The organism is Candidatus Allofournierella excrementigallinarum, assembly GCF_944388085.1.
GTDB classification, from domain to species: Bacteria; Bacillota; Clostridia; order Oscillospirales; family Ruminococcaceae; genus Allofournierella_A; species Allofournierella_A excrementigallinarum.
Window position 1 is genome coordinate 52,602 of record NZ_CALXHK010000004.1, and the last position, 15,663, is coordinate 68,264.

General features: G+C 66.0%; 16 protein-coding genes. 11 read left to right on the forward strand and 5 right to left on the reverse strand.

All coding sequences use genetic code 11. The features are described 5' to 3' along the window. The first annotated feature begins 4 nt into the window (after positions 1–4). The 8 genes from rpe (at position 5) to ACH2AT_RS01490 (ending at position 8,396) form a co-directional block, all read left to right on the forward strand. Positions 5–655: a ribulose-phosphate 3-epimerase gene (rpe, locus tag ACH2AT_RS01455; protein WP_394962937.1), complete on the forward strand. Its 651-nt coding sequence runs from the start codon at positions 5–7 to the stop codon at positions 653–655. Positions 656–689: 34 nt separating this feature from the next. After that, a complete protein-coding gene (locus ACH2AT_RS01460) occupies positions 690–1,694 on the forward strand; it encodes an RnfABCDGE type electron transport complex subunit D (protein WP_394962939.1) in 1,005 nt (334 codons plus the stop codon). Continuing rightward, entirely contained in the window at positions 1,684–2,340 is a 657-nt protein-coding gene (locus ACH2AT_RS01465; protein WP_394962941.1) for an Rnf-Nqr domain containing protein, read from the forward strand. The genes ACH2AT_RS01460 and ACH2AT_RS01465 overlap by 11 nt, the downstream gene beginning before the upstream one ends. Continuing rightward, complete coding sequence (locus ACH2AT_RS01470; protein ID WP_394962943.1) at positions 2,337–2,945, forward strand: Rnf-Nqr domain containing protein; 609 nt, start codon at positions 2,337–2,339, stop codon at positions 2,943–2,945. The genes ACH2AT_RS01465 and ACH2AT_RS01470 overlap by 4 nt, the downstream gene beginning before the upstream one ends. 43 nt (positions 2,946–2,988) lie before the next feature. Beyond that, positions 2,989–4,062, forward strand: a complete 1,074-nt coding sequence (locus tag ACH2AT_RS01475; protein WP_394962945.1) for a putative glycoside hydrolase — start codon at positions 2,989–2,991, stop codon at positions 4,060–4,062. 17 nt (positions 4,063–4,079) lie between these two features. After that, entirely contained in the window at positions 4,080–5,366 is a 1,287-nt protein-coding gene (locus ACH2AT_RS01480; protein ID WP_394962947.1) for a DUF1015 domain-containing protein, read from the forward strand. Positions 5,367–5,399: 33 nt separating this feature from the next. Next, positions 5,400–7,085: a DEAD/DEAH box helicase gene (locus ACH2AT_RS01485; RefSeq protein ID WP_394962949.1), complete on the forward strand. Its 1,686-nt coding sequence runs from the start codon at positions 5,400–5,402 to the stop codon at positions 7,083–7,085. 114 nt (positions 7,086–7,199) lie between these two features. Further along, entirely contained in the window at positions 7,200–8,396 is a 1,197-nt protein-coding gene (locus tag ACH2AT_RS01490; protein WP_394962951.1) for an FprA family A-type flavoprotein, read from the forward strand. Positions 8,397–8,453: 57 nt separating this feature from the next. On the opposite strand, the gene ACH2AT_RS01495 is transcribed toward ACH2AT_RS01490, so the two are convergent. Continuing rightward, positions 8,454–9,725, reverse strand: coding sequence for a hypothetical protein (locus ACH2AT_RS01495; RefSeq protein WP_394962953.1), 1,272 nt, complete (start codon positions 9,723–9,725; stop codon positions 8,454–8,456). Between the two features lie 301 nt (positions 9,726–10,026). Next, positions 10,027–10,956 carry an alpha/beta fold hydrolase gene (locus ACH2AT_RS01500; RefSeq protein WP_394962955.1) on the reverse strand — a complete coding sequence of 310 codons (930 nt, stop codon included), beginning with the start codon at positions 10,954–10,956 and terminating at the stop codon, positions 10,027–10,029. Positions 10,957–11,081: 125 nt separating this feature from the next. Here ACH2AT_RS01500 and ACH2AT_RS01505 point away from each other — a divergent pair, with 125 nt between their 5' ends. Continuing rightward, on the forward strand, positions 11,082–11,687 hold the full coding sequence (locus ACH2AT_RS01505; RefSeq protein WP_394962957.1) for a helix-turn-helix domain-containing protein: 606 nt from the start codon (positions 11,082–11,084) through the stop codon (positions 11,685–11,687). A 46-nt stretch (positions 11,688–11,733) separates the two neighbouring features. On the opposite strand, the gene ACH2AT_RS01510 is transcribed toward ACH2AT_RS01505, so the two are convergent. Beyond that, a complete protein-coding gene (locus ACH2AT_RS01510; RefSeq protein ID WP_394962959.1) occupies positions 11,734–11,886 on the reverse strand; it encodes a hypothetical protein in 153 nt (50 codons plus the stop codon). Between the two features lie 98 nt (positions 11,887–11,984). Here ACH2AT_RS01510 and ACH2AT_RS01515 point away from each other — a divergent pair, with 98 nt between their 5' ends. Continuing rightward, positions 11,985–12,938 (forward strand): hypothetical protein, encoded by a 954-nt coding sequence (locus ACH2AT_RS01515; RefSeq protein ID WP_394962961.1) that lies wholly within the window; start codon positions 11,985–11,987, stop codon positions 12,936–12,938. Here the strand turns inward: ACH2AT_RS01515 and ACH2AT_RS01520 are convergent. Continuing rightward, on the reverse strand, positions 12,916–14,319 hold the full coding sequence (locus ACH2AT_RS01520; RefSeq protein WP_394962963.1) for a PLP-dependent aminotransferase family protein: 1,404 nt from the start codon (positions 14,317–14,319) through the stop codon (positions 12,916–12,918). The two genes, ACH2AT_RS01515 and ACH2AT_RS01520, sit on opposite strands and share 23 nt — an antisense overlap. Before the next feature lie 151 nt (positions 14,320–14,470). On the opposite strand from ACH2AT_RS01520, the gene ACH2AT_RS01525 reads away from it, so the two are divergent. Next, complete coding sequence (locus ACH2AT_RS01525; protein WP_394962965.1) at positions 14,471–15,043, forward strand: ECF transporter S component; 573 nt, start codon at positions 14,471–14,473, stop codon at positions 15,041–15,043. A 67-nt stretch (positions 15,044–15,110) separates the two neighbouring features. Here ACH2AT_RS01525 and ACH2AT_RS01530 read toward each other — a convergent pair. After that, on the reverse strand, positions 15,111–15,663 hold a 553-nt coding region (locus ACH2AT_RS01530; RefSeq protein WP_394962967.1), incomplete at its 5' end, for a DUF4368 domain-containing protein.

Consider the following 15,663-nt stretch of genomic DNA (forward strand, 5'->3'; position numbering starts at 1 on the left):
GCCCATGACCCAACTGAGCGCCTCCATCCTGGCGGCGGACTTCGCGCGCCTGGAGGAGGACTGCCGGCGGGTGCTGGCGGCGGGCGCGGACATGCTGCACTTCGACGTGATGGACGGCCACTTCGTGCCCAACATCAGTTTCGGAGTGCCGGTGCTGAAAAGCCTGCGCGCCGCGCTGCCCGGCGCCTTTTACGACGTGCACCTGATGATCAGCCGCCCCTTGCAGTACGTGGAGGCGTTCGCAGAGGCAGGGGCGGGCATCATCACCTTCCATCTGGAAAGCGAAGACGACCCCGTCGAAGTGATCGACGCCATCCATGCCGCCGGCTGCAAGGCGGGGCTTTCCATCAAGCCGGGCACGCCCGCGGGGGCGGTGCTTCCCTATCTGAGCCGGCTGGAGCTGGTGCTGGTGATGAGCGTGGAGCCGGGCTTCGGCGGCCAGAAGTTCATGCCCCCGGCGCTGGATAAGCTGGCGTTTCTGAGGGAGGCCTGCGCCGGGCGGGGCCTTGCCCCCCTTCTGGAGGTGGACGGCGGCGTGGACGCCGTCACCGGCCCGCAATGCGCCAGGGCCGGGGCGGACCTGCTGGTGGCGGGCAGCTACCTCTTCGGCGCGAAGGACGCCGCCGCGGCTGCCCGCGCTTTGAAACAAGCCTAAACCGGCCTTCTGGGGGCCGGAGAAAGGAAACCCGATGAGCACAAGACCCAAAGGGATCGCCCCCCTCCGCGAGGACCAGGGCGCCCACACCGACATTGTTTACATGTGCCTGCCGCTGATCGCCATGGCGGTGTTCTTCTACGGGCCGCGGCCGGCGCTTCTGTGCGCGGCGGCGGTGGTCACCGCCAACCTGTGCGACCGGCTGGTGGCGCTGCTGCGCGGCCAGAAATACGAAAAGGGCGAGTGGAGCAGCGAGGCCTTCGCCCTGCTTTTGACGCTGATGATGCCCGCCACCGCCAGCTATTACATGGTCATCGTCGGCACGCTGGCCGCGGTGCTGGTGGGCAAAGAAGCCTTCGGCGGCTACGGCGCCTACCTTTTCCACCCGGCGGCGGTGGGCTACGCGGTGGTGGCGGTGAGCTGGCCCGGGCGGATGTTCGCCTACCCGGACACCTCGCTTTTCGCCTTCCTGCCGCTGGGGTCGGCGTCCGGCGTGGGCCTGGTGGAAAGCCCCAGCCACATGCTGCGCGAGGGAGGCCTGCCCACCATCGACACGGTGGACCTGGTGCTGGGCAACTACGCCGGCCCCATGGGCACCACCGTGCTGCTGGTCATCCTTGCCTGCGCGCTGTTCCTCATCCACCGGCGGCGGATGGGCCTTGTGGCGCCCCTGTGCTTCATCTTCGCCTGCGTCTTCATGGCCTTCTTCTTCCCCCGCCTCGGGGACCTGGCCTTCGCCGCCCCCTGGGAGCATCTGCTGGAGCGGCTGGACGTGGTGAAGTACGAGATCTGCACCGGCGGCGTGCTCTTCGCGGCGGTGTTCCTCATCAACGACCCGGTCACCCTGCCCAAGTCCACCGCCAGCCGCGCGGTGTACGGCCTGGTGCTGGGCGTGACGACCATGCTTTTCCGCTACTACGGCACCTACGAGACCGGCGTGTGCTTTGCGCTGCTGGCGGTGGGCGCGGTGTCCGGCTGGATGGACCGGGCCGTGCAGCGGGCGATCCATCACAAGGGGGTGGTGCGGCGTGAATACTAAGAAAGCAGCTTACCTGTCGGAAAACATGACCCGCATCGCCCGACGGGACCGCATCTTTCTGAACAACCCCGTCATCATGCAGGGCATGGGCCTGGCGCCGCTGGTGGTGGCAGCCACCACCGGCAGGAACGCCCTGATGCTCAGTGTGGCGGTCATCCTGATGCTCACCCCGGTGCGGGTGATCGCGGCGCTGCTGGCCCGCACCGGCTACTACCGGTTCCGCGGCCTCATCTACTGCCTCACCAGCGCCACGGTGTACATCGGCGTATACTACGCTTTGCAGGCCATTTTTGATGTGGACATCCTGCTGCTGGGCATCTACCTGCCCCTGCTGGTGGTGGAGCCGCTGATCATCAAGCGCTACGAGCGGCCCCAGAAGGAGCGGCTGGCCACGGCTTTCAAAAAGGGCCTGCGCACCACCTGCGGCTATGTGCTGGTGCTGATGCTCATGGGCTGTGTGCGGGAGGCGCTCACCACCGCCACCCTGTTCGAGCAGGCCATCCCCCGGCTGCCCGCCGACCTGCTGCCCATGGCCAGCCTGCCCGCCGGCGGCTTTCTGCTGCTGGGCGTGGTGTGCGCGGTGTGGCGCAGCGCGGTGAACCGCTACAAGAAATATGTGAACATGGAGGCGAAGAGAGGCCAATGAGTGAAGTTTTGAGAGCCTGCGCCGCCTTCTTCCTCTACGCGACGGCGGCCATGTTCGCTGAAAACGCGGTGTTCAGCCGCGCGCTGGGCGTTTCCCGCCTGGTGAAGCTGGTGGACGACTCCACCGTGGACACCCTGGTGTTCGGCGGGCTGATGTGCGCGGTGCAGCTGATCAGCGCGCCGCTGGCCAAGGTGGCGAACTCCCTCATCCAGCCCTTCGAGTTCCGCAGCGCCATCCGCCCGCTGGTGTTCATCCTGTGCAGCGCGGCGGCCTTTGCGGTGGTGCTGGGGCTGGCGCTGCTCATCTTCAAGGAGCGGGCGAAGGACATCGTGTCCGTGCTGCCCATGGCCACCTTCAACACCGCCGTGCTGGGCGTGATGCTGCTCACCGCCACCCAGGGCTTTTCCTGGGCGCAGACCATGGGCTTTGCCCTGGGCAGCGGCGTGGGCTACACCCTGGCGGTGGTGGTGGTGACCGAGAGCCAGCGCAAGCTGCGCAGCCGGGCGGTGCCCGCCGCCTTCAAAGGGCTGCCCATCACCCTCATCTACATCAGCATCCTGACGCTGGCCATCTACGCCTTTACCGGCCACCGTCTGGCCATCTGACACCCCGCGGGGCGGGGCCAACTCCCTCAAGGAGGCGATCCACATGGCAAAGAAAAACCTGGGCAAAGTCAAGCGCTACCGCCGCAGTTTTTACAGCCGCGGCCAGCAGGCGCGCCGCATCCTGGGCGCCGTGCTGGCCCTGGCGGCCCTCTTTGCCGCCGGCTGGCTCATCGGCCCGGCGGTCATCGACTTCGGCACCAGCACCTGGTACAGCCTGAAAGAGGGCGGCGGCGCTTCTTCCGGCGCCTCCCAGCCCGCTTCCGAGCCCCAGGCCACCCCCGCGCCCACCCCCGCGCCGGAGCCCACCCCTGCGCCGGCCCTGAGCCCGGAGGACGGCGGCTGGGCCTTTGTGAGCATCTCCGGCCTTTCCAGCGCCGAGCAGGCGGCCGCCACCGCCCAGAGCCTTGCGGCGGAAGGGATGCGCTACGCTGTGGTGCCCTGCAAGGACAGCCAGGGCTATGTGTATTACCAGAGCGGCGCGGCCGCCGCCCAGTCCAGCATTTCGGCCACCACCTTCGACGCCGCCGCCGTGGCCGCGCTGAAGGACGCGGGGCTGACCCCGGTGGCCGCCATCTGCGCCTTCCGGGACCCGCTGGCCCCCTATGCGGACCGCAGCCTTGCGGTGCGCTACCAGGACACCGACTATTTCTGGCTGGATGCCGCCGCCGACGCGGGCGGCAAGCCCTGGCTGAACCCCTACTCCGACGCTGCGGTGGGCTACATCACCGCCCTCATCGACGAGGTGCGGGCCATGGGCTTTGAGCAGGTGTGGCTCACCGGCGTGCAGTTCCCCACCACCGCCGGGCGGGACAAGGCCAACTACGGCGACACCGCGGGCGTTTCCATGGGCCAGCGCCTGGCCCAGGTGCTGAGCGCCTGGCAGGCCGGCGGCGACTGCTGGGTGGAATACCCCTTAAGCGAAGTGCTGGCCGGCGCCGACAGCCAGCTGCTGGGGGCTTCCTGCGCCGAGCTGGGGGTGAAGAACCTGGCCATCCGGGTGGACGAGGCCGTCACCGGGGAGCAGCAGCCCCTGCTGGACGCCGCGGTGGCCGAGCTGAAGGCGGGCGGCGTTGCCAACATCGCCCTGGTGCAGGGCGACAGCTTCACCCTGCTGTGAAAAAAGGAGGGAAGGCAATGGAGCCCTGTTTTGTGCCCGGGCGCATCCTGCTGCCGAACGAGGACATCCCGGTGAGCCAGTGGGCCTGCCTTGCCTGCGACCAGTTCACCAGCCAGCCGGACTACTGGGAACAGGCCGCCGCCCTGGCGGCGGGCGGGCCCAGCGCGCTGAACATCGTGCTGCCGGAGGTGTATCTGGACAGGGTGGACACCCCCGCCCGCATCCGGGCCATCCACGCGGCGATGGAGCGCTACCGCGCCGAGGTGCTCACCCGCAGCGTGAACGGATTTGTCTATGTGGAGCGCACCCAGACGGACGGCAGGGTGCGGCAGGGCCTTGTGGGCCTCATCGACCTGGAACAGTACGACTGGCGGTGCGGCGAACGGCCGGCGGTGCGCCCCACCGAGGGCACCGTGCCCAGCCGCATCCCGCCCCGCCTTGCGGTGCGCAGCGGCGCCTGCCTTGAGAGCCCCCACATCCTGATGCTGGCAGACGACGCCGGCTGCACCCTGGTGGAGCCGGTGGCCGCCCAGAAGGGCCGGCTGCCCCTCCTCTACGAGGGGGAGCTGGCGCTGGGCGGCGGCTTTGTCCGGGGCTGGGCGGTGGAGGACCCCGCCCTGCTGGCCGGCGTGGAAAAGGCGCTGGCGGCCCTGGGCAGCCAGGCTGCCTTTGACGAAAAATACCCCGGGGCGGCGGGCGACGCGCCCCTGACCCTGGCGGTGGGGGACGGCAACCACAGCCTCGCCACCGCCAAGGCATACTGGGAGGCGCTGAAAGCCGAACTGCCCGAGGCCGGGCGGGCGGCCCACCCCGCCCGGTGGTGCCTGGCGGAGGTGTGCAACCTGCACAGCGGGGCCATCGGCTTTGAGCCCATCCACCGGGTGGTGTTCGGCGTGCCGGGGCTGCAGCTGCTGGCCCGCCTCAAGGAGTGGTGCGCGGCCAGAGGCATCGCCGTGGACGGCGACGAAGCCCCCGGCGGCCAGGCCGTCACGCTGGTGCACGGGGCATGGCGGCGGGCCGTGCGCCTGGCGGGCAGCCCCGAGCCCCTTGCGGTGGGCACGGTGGAGGCCTTCCTGGCGGACTACCTGAAGCGCAACCCCGCCTCGTCGGTGGACTACATCCACGGCGAAGATGCGGTGGCCGGGCTGTGCGAAGAGGGCAACACCGGCATCCTGCTGCCGCCCTTCCGAAAAGGGGACCTGTTCCGGGGCGTGGTGCTGGGGGGCGCTCTGCCCCGCAAGACCTTCAGCATGGGCCGCGCGCGGGACAAGCGCTATTATCTGGAATGCCGGGCCATTTTGTGAGCCCGGCGCTCCTTTGTTTGGTTTTGGAGGAATATGGATTTCAGTGAATTGCAACTCATCCGCCCGCTGTTGCGGGCGGTGGAGGAGGCGGGCTATTCCAGCCCCTCGCCCATCCAGCAAAAGGCCATCCCGCCGGTGCTGGCCGGGCGGGACCTGCTGGGCTGCGCCCAGACCGGGACCGGCAAGACGGCGGCCTTCGCGCTGCCCATTTTGCAGCGGCTGAGCGAGGGCAAAAGCGCCCAAAAGGGCATCCGCGCCCTCATCCTCACCCCCACCCGGGAGCTGGCGCTGCAGATCGACGAGTGCTTCGCGGCCTACGGCAAATACCTGAAGATGAGCCACACGGTCATCTTCGGCGGCGTGGGCCAGGCGCCCCAGGTGGCGGCGCTGCGAAAGGGGGTGCAGGTGCTCACCGCCTGCCCCGGGCGGCTGAACGACCTCATCGGCCAGGGGCATGTGGATCTGTCGGGGCTGGAGGTCTTTGTGCTGGACGAGGCCGACCGCATGCTGGACATGGGTTTCATCCACGACGTGAAGAAGGTCATCCGCCGGCTGCCGGAAAAGCGCCAGAACCTTTTGTTCAGCGCCACCATGCCCAAGGAGATCGAGCAGCTGGCGGCGGGCATTTTGCAAAAGCCGGTGAGCGTGAAGGTGGACCCGCCCGCCAGCACGGTGGACCGCATCGGCCAGAGCCTCTACCGGGTGGCCAAGGCGGACAAAAAGCGGCTGCTGGCCCTTCTGCTGGCCGACCCGGCGGTGAAGAACGCGCTGGTGTTCAGCCGCACCAAGCACGGGGCCAACGCCATCGCCGCCTTTCTGGCAAAGCAGGGCATCGAGGCGGCGGCCATCCACGGCAACAAGAGCCAGAGCGCCCGGGTGGCGGCGCTGGAGGGCTTCAAGGCCGGGCGGCTGAAGGCCCTGGTGGCCACCGACATCGCCGCCCGCGGCATCGACATCAGCGAGCTGAGCCACGTGTTCCAGCTGGACCTGCCGGAGGTGCCCGAGACCTATGTGCACCGCATCGGCCGCACCGGACGGGCGGGGGCCGAGGGCACGGCGGTGGCCTTCTGCAGCCCGGAGGAAGAGGAGTACCTCGCCGCCATCGAAAAACTCATCCGCAAAAAAATACCCGTGCGCGAAACGCCCGCCCTGCCCCGCCCAGCGCAGCAGGAAGCGGCCCCGAACACGCCGAAGCCCGCCCCCGCGCCCCGCAGGGAGCCGAAGGCGGGACCGCCGGCCCAACAAAGGGAGGAAGAGAAGATGGAACACAACCAGCAGGAAAAGCCCGCCCAGGGCCTGTCGGCCAGCGCCAAGCGCCGCCGGCGGCGCCGGCGTGCGGCGGCCCAGAACGGCCAGCCCCCCCAGGCCGGCCAGAACAGCCAGCCCCACGCCGAGGGCGGCCAGAAACAGAGCGGCCAGAAGCCCGGCGCGCCGCGGCAGAACAGCCAAAAGCAGGGCGGCCAGAACCGGGGCGAGCGCGCCGCCGCCCCCGCCCGCGGGCCCAAGCAGGCCTTTGCCGCCCGGCCCGCCCGGGAGGCCGGGGACCGAAATGCCCGGCGCGGCGAAAAACCGGCCAAAGCCCCCGCCCGCACCCCGGACGAGGATCCCGGCCTGCTGCTCATCTCCCGCAAGCCGCCGGCGCAGAAGTTCGCCAGCTTCGAGGAGTACATGAAGAGCCGGGGCGGCCCCGGCGCGCCCATCGAGGGCAGCGAGGAATAAAAGCGCCCGCCCCGCCGAAAACTGTTGCCATGGCAACGCGCCGGCGGGGCTTGCGCTGCTATAATTAGACCCCGGAACGGCCCGGAAAGGGCAAGGGGAAAGGAGCGATGAGCAATGAGTGCGATCAAAGCAATGGACGGCCTGTGGTGGGTGGGCGTTGAAGACCATGACCTGCGGGTGTTCGACATCGTCATGCACAGCGACTGGGGCACCAGCTACAACGCCTACGCGGTGCGGGGCAGTGAGGGCGTGGCCCTGTTCGAAACGGTGAAGGAAACGTTTTTTGACGAATATCTGGCCAATCTCAAAGAGGTGTGCAGCCTGGACGAGGTGAAGTACATCGTGGTGGGCCACACCGAGCCGGACCACTCCGGCAGCCTGGAAAAGCTGCTGGAACTGACCCCGAACGCCACCGTGGTGGGCAGCGCCACCGCCATCACCTTTTTGAAGGAGATCGTGAACAAGCCCTTCGCCTGCCGCGCGGTGAAGGAGGGTGACGCCATCGACCTGGGCGGGCGCACCCTCACCTTTTTGAGCGTGCCCTTCCTCCACTGGCCGGACAGCATGTACACCTACATCCCCGAGATGAAGGCGCTGTTCACGGTGGACTCCTTCGGCTGCCACTACGCCGACGACCGGGTGTTCAACGACCTCATCGACGGCGACTTCACCGAGGCCTACAAATACTACTTCGACTGCATCATGGGCCCCTTCAAGCCCTTTGTGCTGAAAGCCCTGGACAAGATCAAGGGCCTGGACATCCAGTTCATCGGCAACGGCCACGGCCCGGTGCTGCGCGCTGACATCCCCCACTATCTGGAGATGTACCGTCAGTGGGCCACCCCGGTGGTGGTGCCCGCCGGCGAGCGGAGGGTGGCCATCGCCTATGTCTCCGCCTACGGCTACACCCGGCAGCTGGCAAAGGCCATCGCCGGCGCCCTGGCCGAGGGCGGCGTGAAGCATGTGGAGCTCTACGACCTGGTGGAATGCGACCTTGCGGCCGCCCGCGCCGCGGTGCAGTCTGCCGACGGCTTTTTGCTGGGCAGCCCCACGCTGGTGGGCGACGCCCTGCCCCCCATCTACGAGATGCTGGTGGGCCTGAACCCCATCGTCCACAAGGGCAAGCTTGCGGGCGCCTTCGGCAGCTACGGCTGGAGCGGCGAGGCGGTGCCCAAGCTCACCGCCCAGATGCAGGCCATCGGCCTCAAGCTGCCGGTGGAGGGCCTCAAGGTGCGCTTCAAGCCCAGCGAGGCCCAGCTGGCCGAGGCGCGGCAGTTCGGTCTGGACTTTGCCGCCGCGGTGCTGGCATAAAAGAGAAAAAACGCCCCGGCCCCCTTTTCGGAGGCCGGGGCGTTTTTCTTTTGAATTTCAGCGCCGGCGCAAAGCGAAGGCGGTGGCCAGGGCCAGCAGGCCGGTGGTGAGGATGGTGGAGGCCCAGATGAGGGTGTTGCCGTCGGAGAGGATCTGCACGATGGACAGCACCGACGCCAGGATGGACACGATGCCGAACAGGGTGATGAGGTTGATGACCGTCTCGCTGCGGGCGTGCTCCAGCTCCTGCTGGTGGGCGGCAAGGATGTCCAGCTTGGCGCTCACGTCCGCCACGGCGGACTCCACATCGTTCACCGCCAGAAGATTCGCAAAAATCTGCTTGACGTTGTGCCAGCGGGAGAGGTTGGCCGGGGCCGCCGTGCCGAAGGCGCGGAAGTTCAGCAGCAGGTTTTTCAGCTCCCGCAGCTCCTTCATGCGGCCTTTCTTCAGCCGGGCCATCAATTCGGTGAACCGCAGGCAGGTGTATTTTTCATAGAGGGCCAGCAGCACCACCGGCAGCCCGTCCTCCGCCTGCACCGCGAGCTGGGCCGCCAGGTCCAGCGCCGGGTCCGCCACCACATAGGAGATGGTCTGGCTGGCCACGCAGCACCCCCAGCGGTAGGCGTTTTTGTCCCGGTTGCGGGCGGCGAACACATAGCGGATGTCCTCCTCCGCCGCGTCCTCCATGGGGGCGTCGGGCTCCACCATCTTGTGCAGGTTGAAGGTGACGGCGCGCATCTCCTCCAGCGTGTCGAACCATTCGGGGGCGAGGGTGAAGGTGTAGACGTAAGCGTCCAGCAGGTAGGAGGAGGGCCCGTCGAAGAATTTTTGCAGGCCCAGGGGCCCCAGCAGGCCGTCCAGCCAGCCTTCCAGCGAAAAGGCGCGGCTTTGGCCCGCTTCGTCCAGCCGGAAGAACGCGGCGCTGCTGCTGGCCCAGCCGGGGTTGCAGATGGCCGCCAGCGTCTCCATGCTGGGGAAGGTGAGGGAAAGGCAGAGGAACGCCACCCGGGTGTTGAACACATACAGGCGGGCCTCTTCCAGCGAAAAATCGAACTCCCGCCCGCCGGAGCGCACCTTCAGCGCGCCGGCGCGCCCGCCGCCCAGCGACGCCCAGAGCGCCTGCCGTGGCAGCACGCGGCCCCAGCCCACCGAGGCGGGGGAAGCAGGGTCGAACATGGCCTTGATGTTCTCGTTCACGTCGGCGGTGGTCACCGGCGCGGGCTCGCCCAGCGCCTCCAGCCGGGCGCGGCCCAGCCGGTCGGGGTCGTATTTCAGCGGCAGGATGAGAAAGCCGCCGAAGGCGGGCGAAGCCTGTTTTGCATCGTTCATAAAGCCACCTCCCCTTTTTTGCAAATTATACCAGACGCCGCCCTCTTTCGCAACGAACTCTACGCTCCGTGGGTGGTTTTTGGGGGCAAAATACGGTACAGCAGCGGCAGGACCGTCTCGATTTTGGAGCTTTCTTTTCTCGAAGATTGAAATGGGCGGGAAGCCATTTTAGGGCTTTCCCGCCTTGGTCGCTCATCAGCAAAGACAGGCGGGGCTGTCAACGGAGGTGCATGAAATGCGCCGTTCATCTTGACCGTTGACTGGCTCGGCTGGCTTTGCTGTCTCTTCAATAAACGGGAGGTTAATGCTGTTTAACAATGGCACATAACTCTTTTACATAGAGATCGGTGTGGTTCATGGAAAACTCTCCGTGGTACATAGTTGGGAGTATATGTAAGCTGCTTTTTTCCAGCGTTTCATGCAGCTTTCTTGCAGAAAACAAGATACGTTTATTTTCCCGCTCCCCGACAAACAAATGGATTTCTGCCACACACTTTCCAAGAGACTTCTTTATGAAATACATAGAACTTTCTTGTAAGAACGCAATCATATTTTGCTTAGTAATACCGCAAGTATCTTGATAATAGTCATTGAACAGTTCCGGCTTCATTCGGAGTGAACGGAATTGCAATTTAGAAAACCATTTCTGCCGAATCAATCCATAACAACCCCCAAACACTGGTTTAATCAGCGAATAAATTAGTTTGGATGGAATAACCGCTGCACTCTCGACCATTGCAAAACGACAGATGCTTTTTCGCTGGGATAACATTTCAAGTAATATTTGACCGCCAAGGGATAACCCGCCAATCAGCAGTACCGAACCTCCAAAGTTCGTATCAATAAAAGAAATAATTTCACCGGCATTGTCTTTGATTGTTGTGAAATTTTTATCGCTTCCTGCGTGACCATCCAATATTGGAATGATTATCTGAAAGTCATTTTGAAGTCGTTCAGATACTTCTCGGTAATTCCACCATGACAAACCGCCGCCATGCAGAAGAATCATCACATCTCGATTTTGTTTTCCGTATACTTTATATTGCAACTTGCCCCACCTCACTGCAAATTCCCGATTTGCCGTTCTCTTACTTTCTTCATCTGACAGCTTCCCATCGTTCAGCTTGGGCCGCTTGCAGATAAAGGCCGCAGCCGCCTGTTCCGGGTCGTATTTCAGCGGCAGGATGAGAAAGCCGCCGAAGGCGGGCGAAGCCTGTTTTGCATCGTTCATAAAGCCATCTCCCCTTTTTTGCAAATTATACCAGACGCCGCCCTCTTTCGCAACGAACTCTACGCTTCGTGGGTGGTTTTTGGGGGCAAGGCGCGGTACAATAGCGGCAGGAAGGAGGCCGGAAAATGGATCAGGCAAAGACAGGGCGGTTCATCGCCGCCCGGCGCAAAGAGCTGGGCCTCACCCAGCGGCAGCTGGCGGAACGGCTTTCCATCAGCGACAAGACCGTCTCAAAATGGGAGTGCGGCGGCGGCCTGCCAGAGGTGGGCCTGATGCTGCCCCTGTGCGAGGCGCTGGGCGTTTCGGTGAACGAGCTGCTGGCGGGCCGCCGGGTGGAGGAAGAGGAATATAAGGAACAGGCGGAGGCGAACATGATGGACCTTGTGCGTCAAAATCAGGAAAACAAAAAACGGATGGTGCTGTCGGTCATCTGCGGGTCGGTGACGGTGGTGGCGGTGTGCGCGCTGGCGGTCATCGCCAGCTTCCTGCCGCTGCCCGCGGCGGCCCGGCTGGCGGTGCTGGCGCTGGCCCTCGTCACCGCGGCGGCGGGCATCGGCGGCGCGGCGGTGCTGGACGCGGGAGCGGGCTGGTACCAGTGCCCAGGCTGCGGGGCGCTGTTCGTGCCCACCATGGCGGAGTATGTGAAGGGCTATCACACCCTCACCCGCCGCAAACTCACCTGCCCGGAATGCGGCAGGCGCGCCATGTGCCGCCGCCGGGTGGTGCGCTGAACGAAGAAAAGGGGAGGCCCCGGCCGGGGCCTCCCCTCTTCTTCGTTCAAAGGTCGTCCGCGTCCTGGGTGGGGCGCCCGTCCTCGTCGTTCGCCGGAGTGCCGGTGTAGCTGCCCAGCGGGTCGTGCTCGCTGGAACGGGCGGCCTTGACCACCTTGCGCACCATCCTTGGCAGGACGCTGTCCTTTTCCTGTTTCATGCCGTTCCCCCTTTTTTCCGCTCCTGTGCATATAGCCTGCCCGGGCGGCCCATGCTACATGCACATCCCTGTGTTGGCAAAAGGAGGGGGACCCACCCATGCGCAGATCCGGCCCGCGGGCCTTCTGGCTTTCGTTTTTTCTCACGCTGGCCATTCTGATGCCTCTTTTGGGGGCGTTTGTGTTCTATTCCGCCTGGCAGGAGCGGGCCTTTGCGCCCGCGGCCCAGGCCCAGAGCGGGGTGCCGGTGCAGCGGCCCACGGCGGCCAACGACCTGACGGTGCTGGTGGCGGTGGCCGCCGAGGAACCGGCCTTTCTTCTGATGCGGCTGAACGCCATCGACGCCGCCGTGACCCTGTGCCCGGTGCCCGCCGAGAGCGTGCTGCTGGGGCCGGGGGGCGCCGTGCTTCTGGCGGACAGCTACGCCAGCGCCGGCCCCGCCCGGGCGGCCCAGCTGCTGGGCGGGACGCTGAACATCTCCATTGACCGGTATCTGGCCATCACGCCGGGCAGCCTGGGCCAGGTGTGGGGCGGCCTGGAAGCCCCCCGGGTGAACCTCACCGGCCTGCTGGAGCAAAGCGAACTGGAGCGCCTGGGCCTTTCGGAGAGCCCGGTGCTCTCCCTCGCGCCGGAAGAAGCCACCGCCTTCATCGCCTCGCTGGACCTGCCGGTGGCCCGCGAGGCCCGGCTGCGGGGCGCGGTGTGGCAGGCGGCTTTTCGCCAGCAGCTGGAAGAACTGCCCACCGCCCTGCCCGCCGGGCTGCGGTCGGTGAGCGGCAGCCTGCTCACCGACCTTTCCGCCGCCGACCTCTACGACCTGGCGGACACCCTCGCCTGGCTGGTCAAAGAGGACGCCGGGGTCGCCGCCGAGACGGTGCCTGGGCGCTACGACAAAGAGAGCCGCCGCTACGACTTCGCCCAGGACAGCATCGCCTTCGCCACCCGGCTGTTCCCGGCGGCCCAGGGGGCCCCGGCTTCGCCCGCGCCCTCCTCTTCCGCCGTGTCCGACCCGCTGGAGCCGGAAGCGGCGGTCAGCCCGCCCACGCGGCCTTAAGGGCTTCGGCGGCGGCCTGCACCTGGTCGTCCGCCAGCGCGCCGTAGCCCACCACCACCGTGCGGGGGGCGCAGAGCTCCGGGCGGGCCAGATAATAGCCCGACAGGCCCGCCAGCCGCACCCCCGCGGCGGCGGCCCGCTCCACCATCTCCTTTTCGCCGGGCCCGTCTTTCAGCTGCAGCAGGAAGTGCAGCCCGGTGTGCCGCCCGTGAAACTGCACCCGTCCCGGGCCCAGGGCCTTTTCCAGCGCGGCGGTGAGGGCCTGCATCCGCGCCCGGTAGCGGCCCCTGGCCCGGGCCAGCTGGCGGGCAAAGTGGCCCTCGTCCATATAGATGGCCAGGGTCTGCTGCTCGAAACGGCCGACGGTGGAGGAATAGCCCCCGAAGGCCGCCTCGAACCGGCTCAGAAGGGGCAGGGGCAGCACCATGTAGGCGATGCGGATGCTGGGGGCAAGGCTGCGGGAGAAGGTGGAAAGATAGATCACCGGCCCCTCCCGCCCGGCCATGCCCTGCAGGCTGGGCAGGGGGCGCACGTCAAAGCGGAACTCGGAATCGTAATCGTCCTCGATGATGTACCGCCCCGGCGCGGCGGCGGCCCAGTTCAGCAGCCTGGTGCGCCGGCCCACCGGCATCACCGCCCCGGTGGGGAACTGGTGGCTGGGGGTCACATACACCAGCCGCGCCCCCGCCGCCGCCAGGGCGTCCGGGTCCAGCCCCTGTTCATCCACCGCCACCGGCACGCAGCGGATGCCGTTGTTGTGCAAAATGCGCCGGGTGCGGGCGTAGCCGGGGTTTTCCAGCGCGGTGATGGAACCGCCCACCACCCGCGCCAGCAGGCTCATCAGATACTCCACCCCCGCGCCCACCACGATCTGGCCGGGGGTGCAGTCCACCCCGCGCCAGGCCCGCAGGTGCCGGGCGATGGCCGCCCGCAGTTCCTCGTCCCCCCGGCCCTCGCCGTGGGCCAGCAGGCCGGGGCGGCTGTAGAGCAGTTCCTTCTGGATGCGCGCCCAGGTGCGGAAGGGGAAAAGGCCGGTGTCCACCCCGCCGGTGGAGAGGTCGAAAGCCCAGCTTTGCGGGGGGTCCGCCGCGCGGGCGGGGCGCGCTTCGGGGGCGGGGGCCGCCGGGGCCAGGGGCGGCTGGTAGGGCCGCACATAATACCCCGACCGGGGCCGCGCCTCCAGCCAGCCCTCCGCCGCCAGCATCTGGTAGGCCCCGTCCACCGTGTTCACGCTCACCCCCAGCTGCCCCGCCAGGGTGCGCTTGCCGGGCATCTTTTCCCCCGCCGCCAGCTGGCCGGAGCGGATCTGGGCCGTCACCGCCCGGTAGAGCTGCTGGTAGAGCGGGCCCTGCCCGCCCGGCGAGAAGGTGATCTGAAGCATGATTTTGCCCCCTTTTCCTCAAACTGACCCCATAAAAAATATTTTTTCTGGGTATTTCAATAGAATCAGACCGGCGTATAATGATAGCATAGAACGCGGGAGACACAAAGTCAAGGGGGTTTGGCCCGCCCGCGAAAAGAGGGGGATACATATGGAAAAGAAATATTGGAACGTGCAGCGGCTGGCGGTGTTCGGCGTGATGAGCGCGCTGGTGTTCACCTCCAGCTGGATGCAGATCCCCATCGGGGATGTGAGCCGCGTCCATCTGGGCAACGGCTTCTGCGCTTTGACCGGCCTGCTCTTCGGGCCGTGGGTGGGCGGTTTTGCCAGCGGCGTGGGCAGCATGCTGTTCGACTTCACCAACCCCATGTACATTGCCGAGAGCTGGATCACCTTTTTGACCAAGTTCGCCATCGGTTTTCTGGCGGGGCTTGTCTCCTGGGGCGGCCTCAGGCAGAAGGCCGCCGCCGCGCACACCCTGGGGCGGGACGTCGCCGGCGCGGTGACGGGCGTGCTGGCCTATGTGGCGCTCTACATGGGCAAGAGCTTCATCGTGATGTACTGCATCGAGCGTCAGGCCCTGGGCGCGGTGCAGGTGCAGATGCTCACCAAGCTGGCCAGCAGCATGGTGAACGCGGTGGCGGGCGCCATCGTGGCGGTGCTCCTGGCAAAGGCGCTGCGCCCGGCGCTGCACCGGGCGGGCCTGTTTGCCCGGGAAATGTGAAAAACGGCATAAAAAAGAAGGCCCTTCCGCTACTCCTGATAGGGGTATCTTGAAGCGTGTCCTCGGATTAGGCAGGCAGTGCAGTTGCACTGTCTGCCTTTTCTGTTGTCTCTCCGCGGAGAATCACATCGTCTGTCTCGTTAAGGTTGAAGTCCCGGAAACAGATTTGGATTTTCTGCGGTGCGTGCTTGGAGTATTTGACCTCTTTTTCATACACGATGATCTTCGCTACGAAGGTACGGAGCAATTCCGGGGTCAGTTCTGTCATGTCGGTAAACTTCCTGGCCTTGGCAATGAAGTTTTTGGCGTTGGCCATACTGCTGCGCAGTTTCTCCAGACGTTCCTCTGTGGCGGGGATGGTTTCGGCCAGCTGCGATTTCTCCTTGGAGTATGCCTCAGACAGCAAGCGGAACTGCTCATTGCTCACCCGCCCCAGGGCGCTGTCCTCGTACATTCGCTTGAACACCATATCCAGCTCCCCATCCCGTTTCCGCATCGTGGACAGCTCTCGCTCCAAGCCCCGGATCTCCTTTGCCACCTCATTGGATTGCTTTTGCTGGATGTATGCGGCGAACCGCTCCGGATCGCTCCTGGCAAACTGTGTGGCTCTGCGGATCGTT

Bases quoted from the DNA above. Each gene is read 5' to 3' on its own strand.
- rpe (WP_394962937.1), top strand. From the start codon at position 5: ATGACCCAACTGAGCGCCTCCATCCTGGCGGCGGACTTCGCGCGCCTG.
- ACH2AT_RS01460 (WP_394962939.1), top strand. From the start codon at position 690: ATGAGCACAAGACCCAAAGGGATCGCCCCCCTCCGCGAGGACCAGGGC.
- ACH2AT_RS01470 (WP_394962943.1), top strand. From the start codon at position 2,337: ATGAGTGAAGTTTTGAGAGCCTGCGCCGCCTTCTTCCTCTACGCGACG.
- ACH2AT_RS01475 (WP_394962945.1), top strand. From the start codon at position 2,989: ATGGCAAAGAAAAACCTGGGCAAAGTCAAGCGCTACCGCCGCAGTTTT.
- ACH2AT_RS01480 (WP_394962947.1), top strand. From the start codon at position 4,080: ATGGAGCCCTGTTTTGTGCCCGGGCGCATCCTGCTGCCGAACGAGGAC.
- ACH2AT_RS01485 (WP_394962949.1), top strand. From the start codon at position 5,400: ATGGATTTCAGTGAATTGCAACTCATCCGCCCGCTGTTGCGGGCGGTG.
- ACH2AT_RS01490 (WP_394962951.1), top strand. From the start codon at position 7,200: ATGAGTGCGATCAAAGCAATGGACGGCCTGTGGTGGGTGGGCGTTGAA.
- ACH2AT_RS01495 (WP_394962953.1), bottom strand. From the start codon at position 9,725: ATGAACGATGCAAAACAGGCTTCGCCCGCCTTCGGCGGCTTTCTCATC.
- ACH2AT_RS01500 (WP_394962955.1), bottom strand. From the start codon at position 10,956: ATGAACGATGCAAAACAGGCTTCGCCCGCCTTCGGCGGCTTTCTCATC.
- ACH2AT_RS01505 (WP_394962957.1), top strand. From the start codon at position 11,082: ATGGATCAGGCAAAGACAGGGCGGTTCATCGCCGCCCGGCGCAAAGAG.
- ACH2AT_RS01510 (WP_394962959.1), bottom strand. From the start codon at position 11,886: ATGAAACAGGAAAAGGACAGCGTCCTGCCAAGGATGGTGCGCAAGGTG.
- ACH2AT_RS01515 (WP_394962961.1), top strand. From the start codon at position 11,985: ATGCGCAGATCCGGCCCGCGGGCCTTCTGGCTTTCGTTTTTTCTCACG.
- ACH2AT_RS01520 (WP_394962963.1), bottom strand. From the start codon at position 14,319: ATGCTTCAGATCACCTTCTCGCCGGGCGGGCAGGGCCCGCTCTACCAG.
- ACH2AT_RS01525 (WP_394962965.1), top strand. From the start codon at position 14,471: ATGGAAAAGAAATATTGGAACGTGCAGCGGCTGGCGGTGTTCGGCGTG.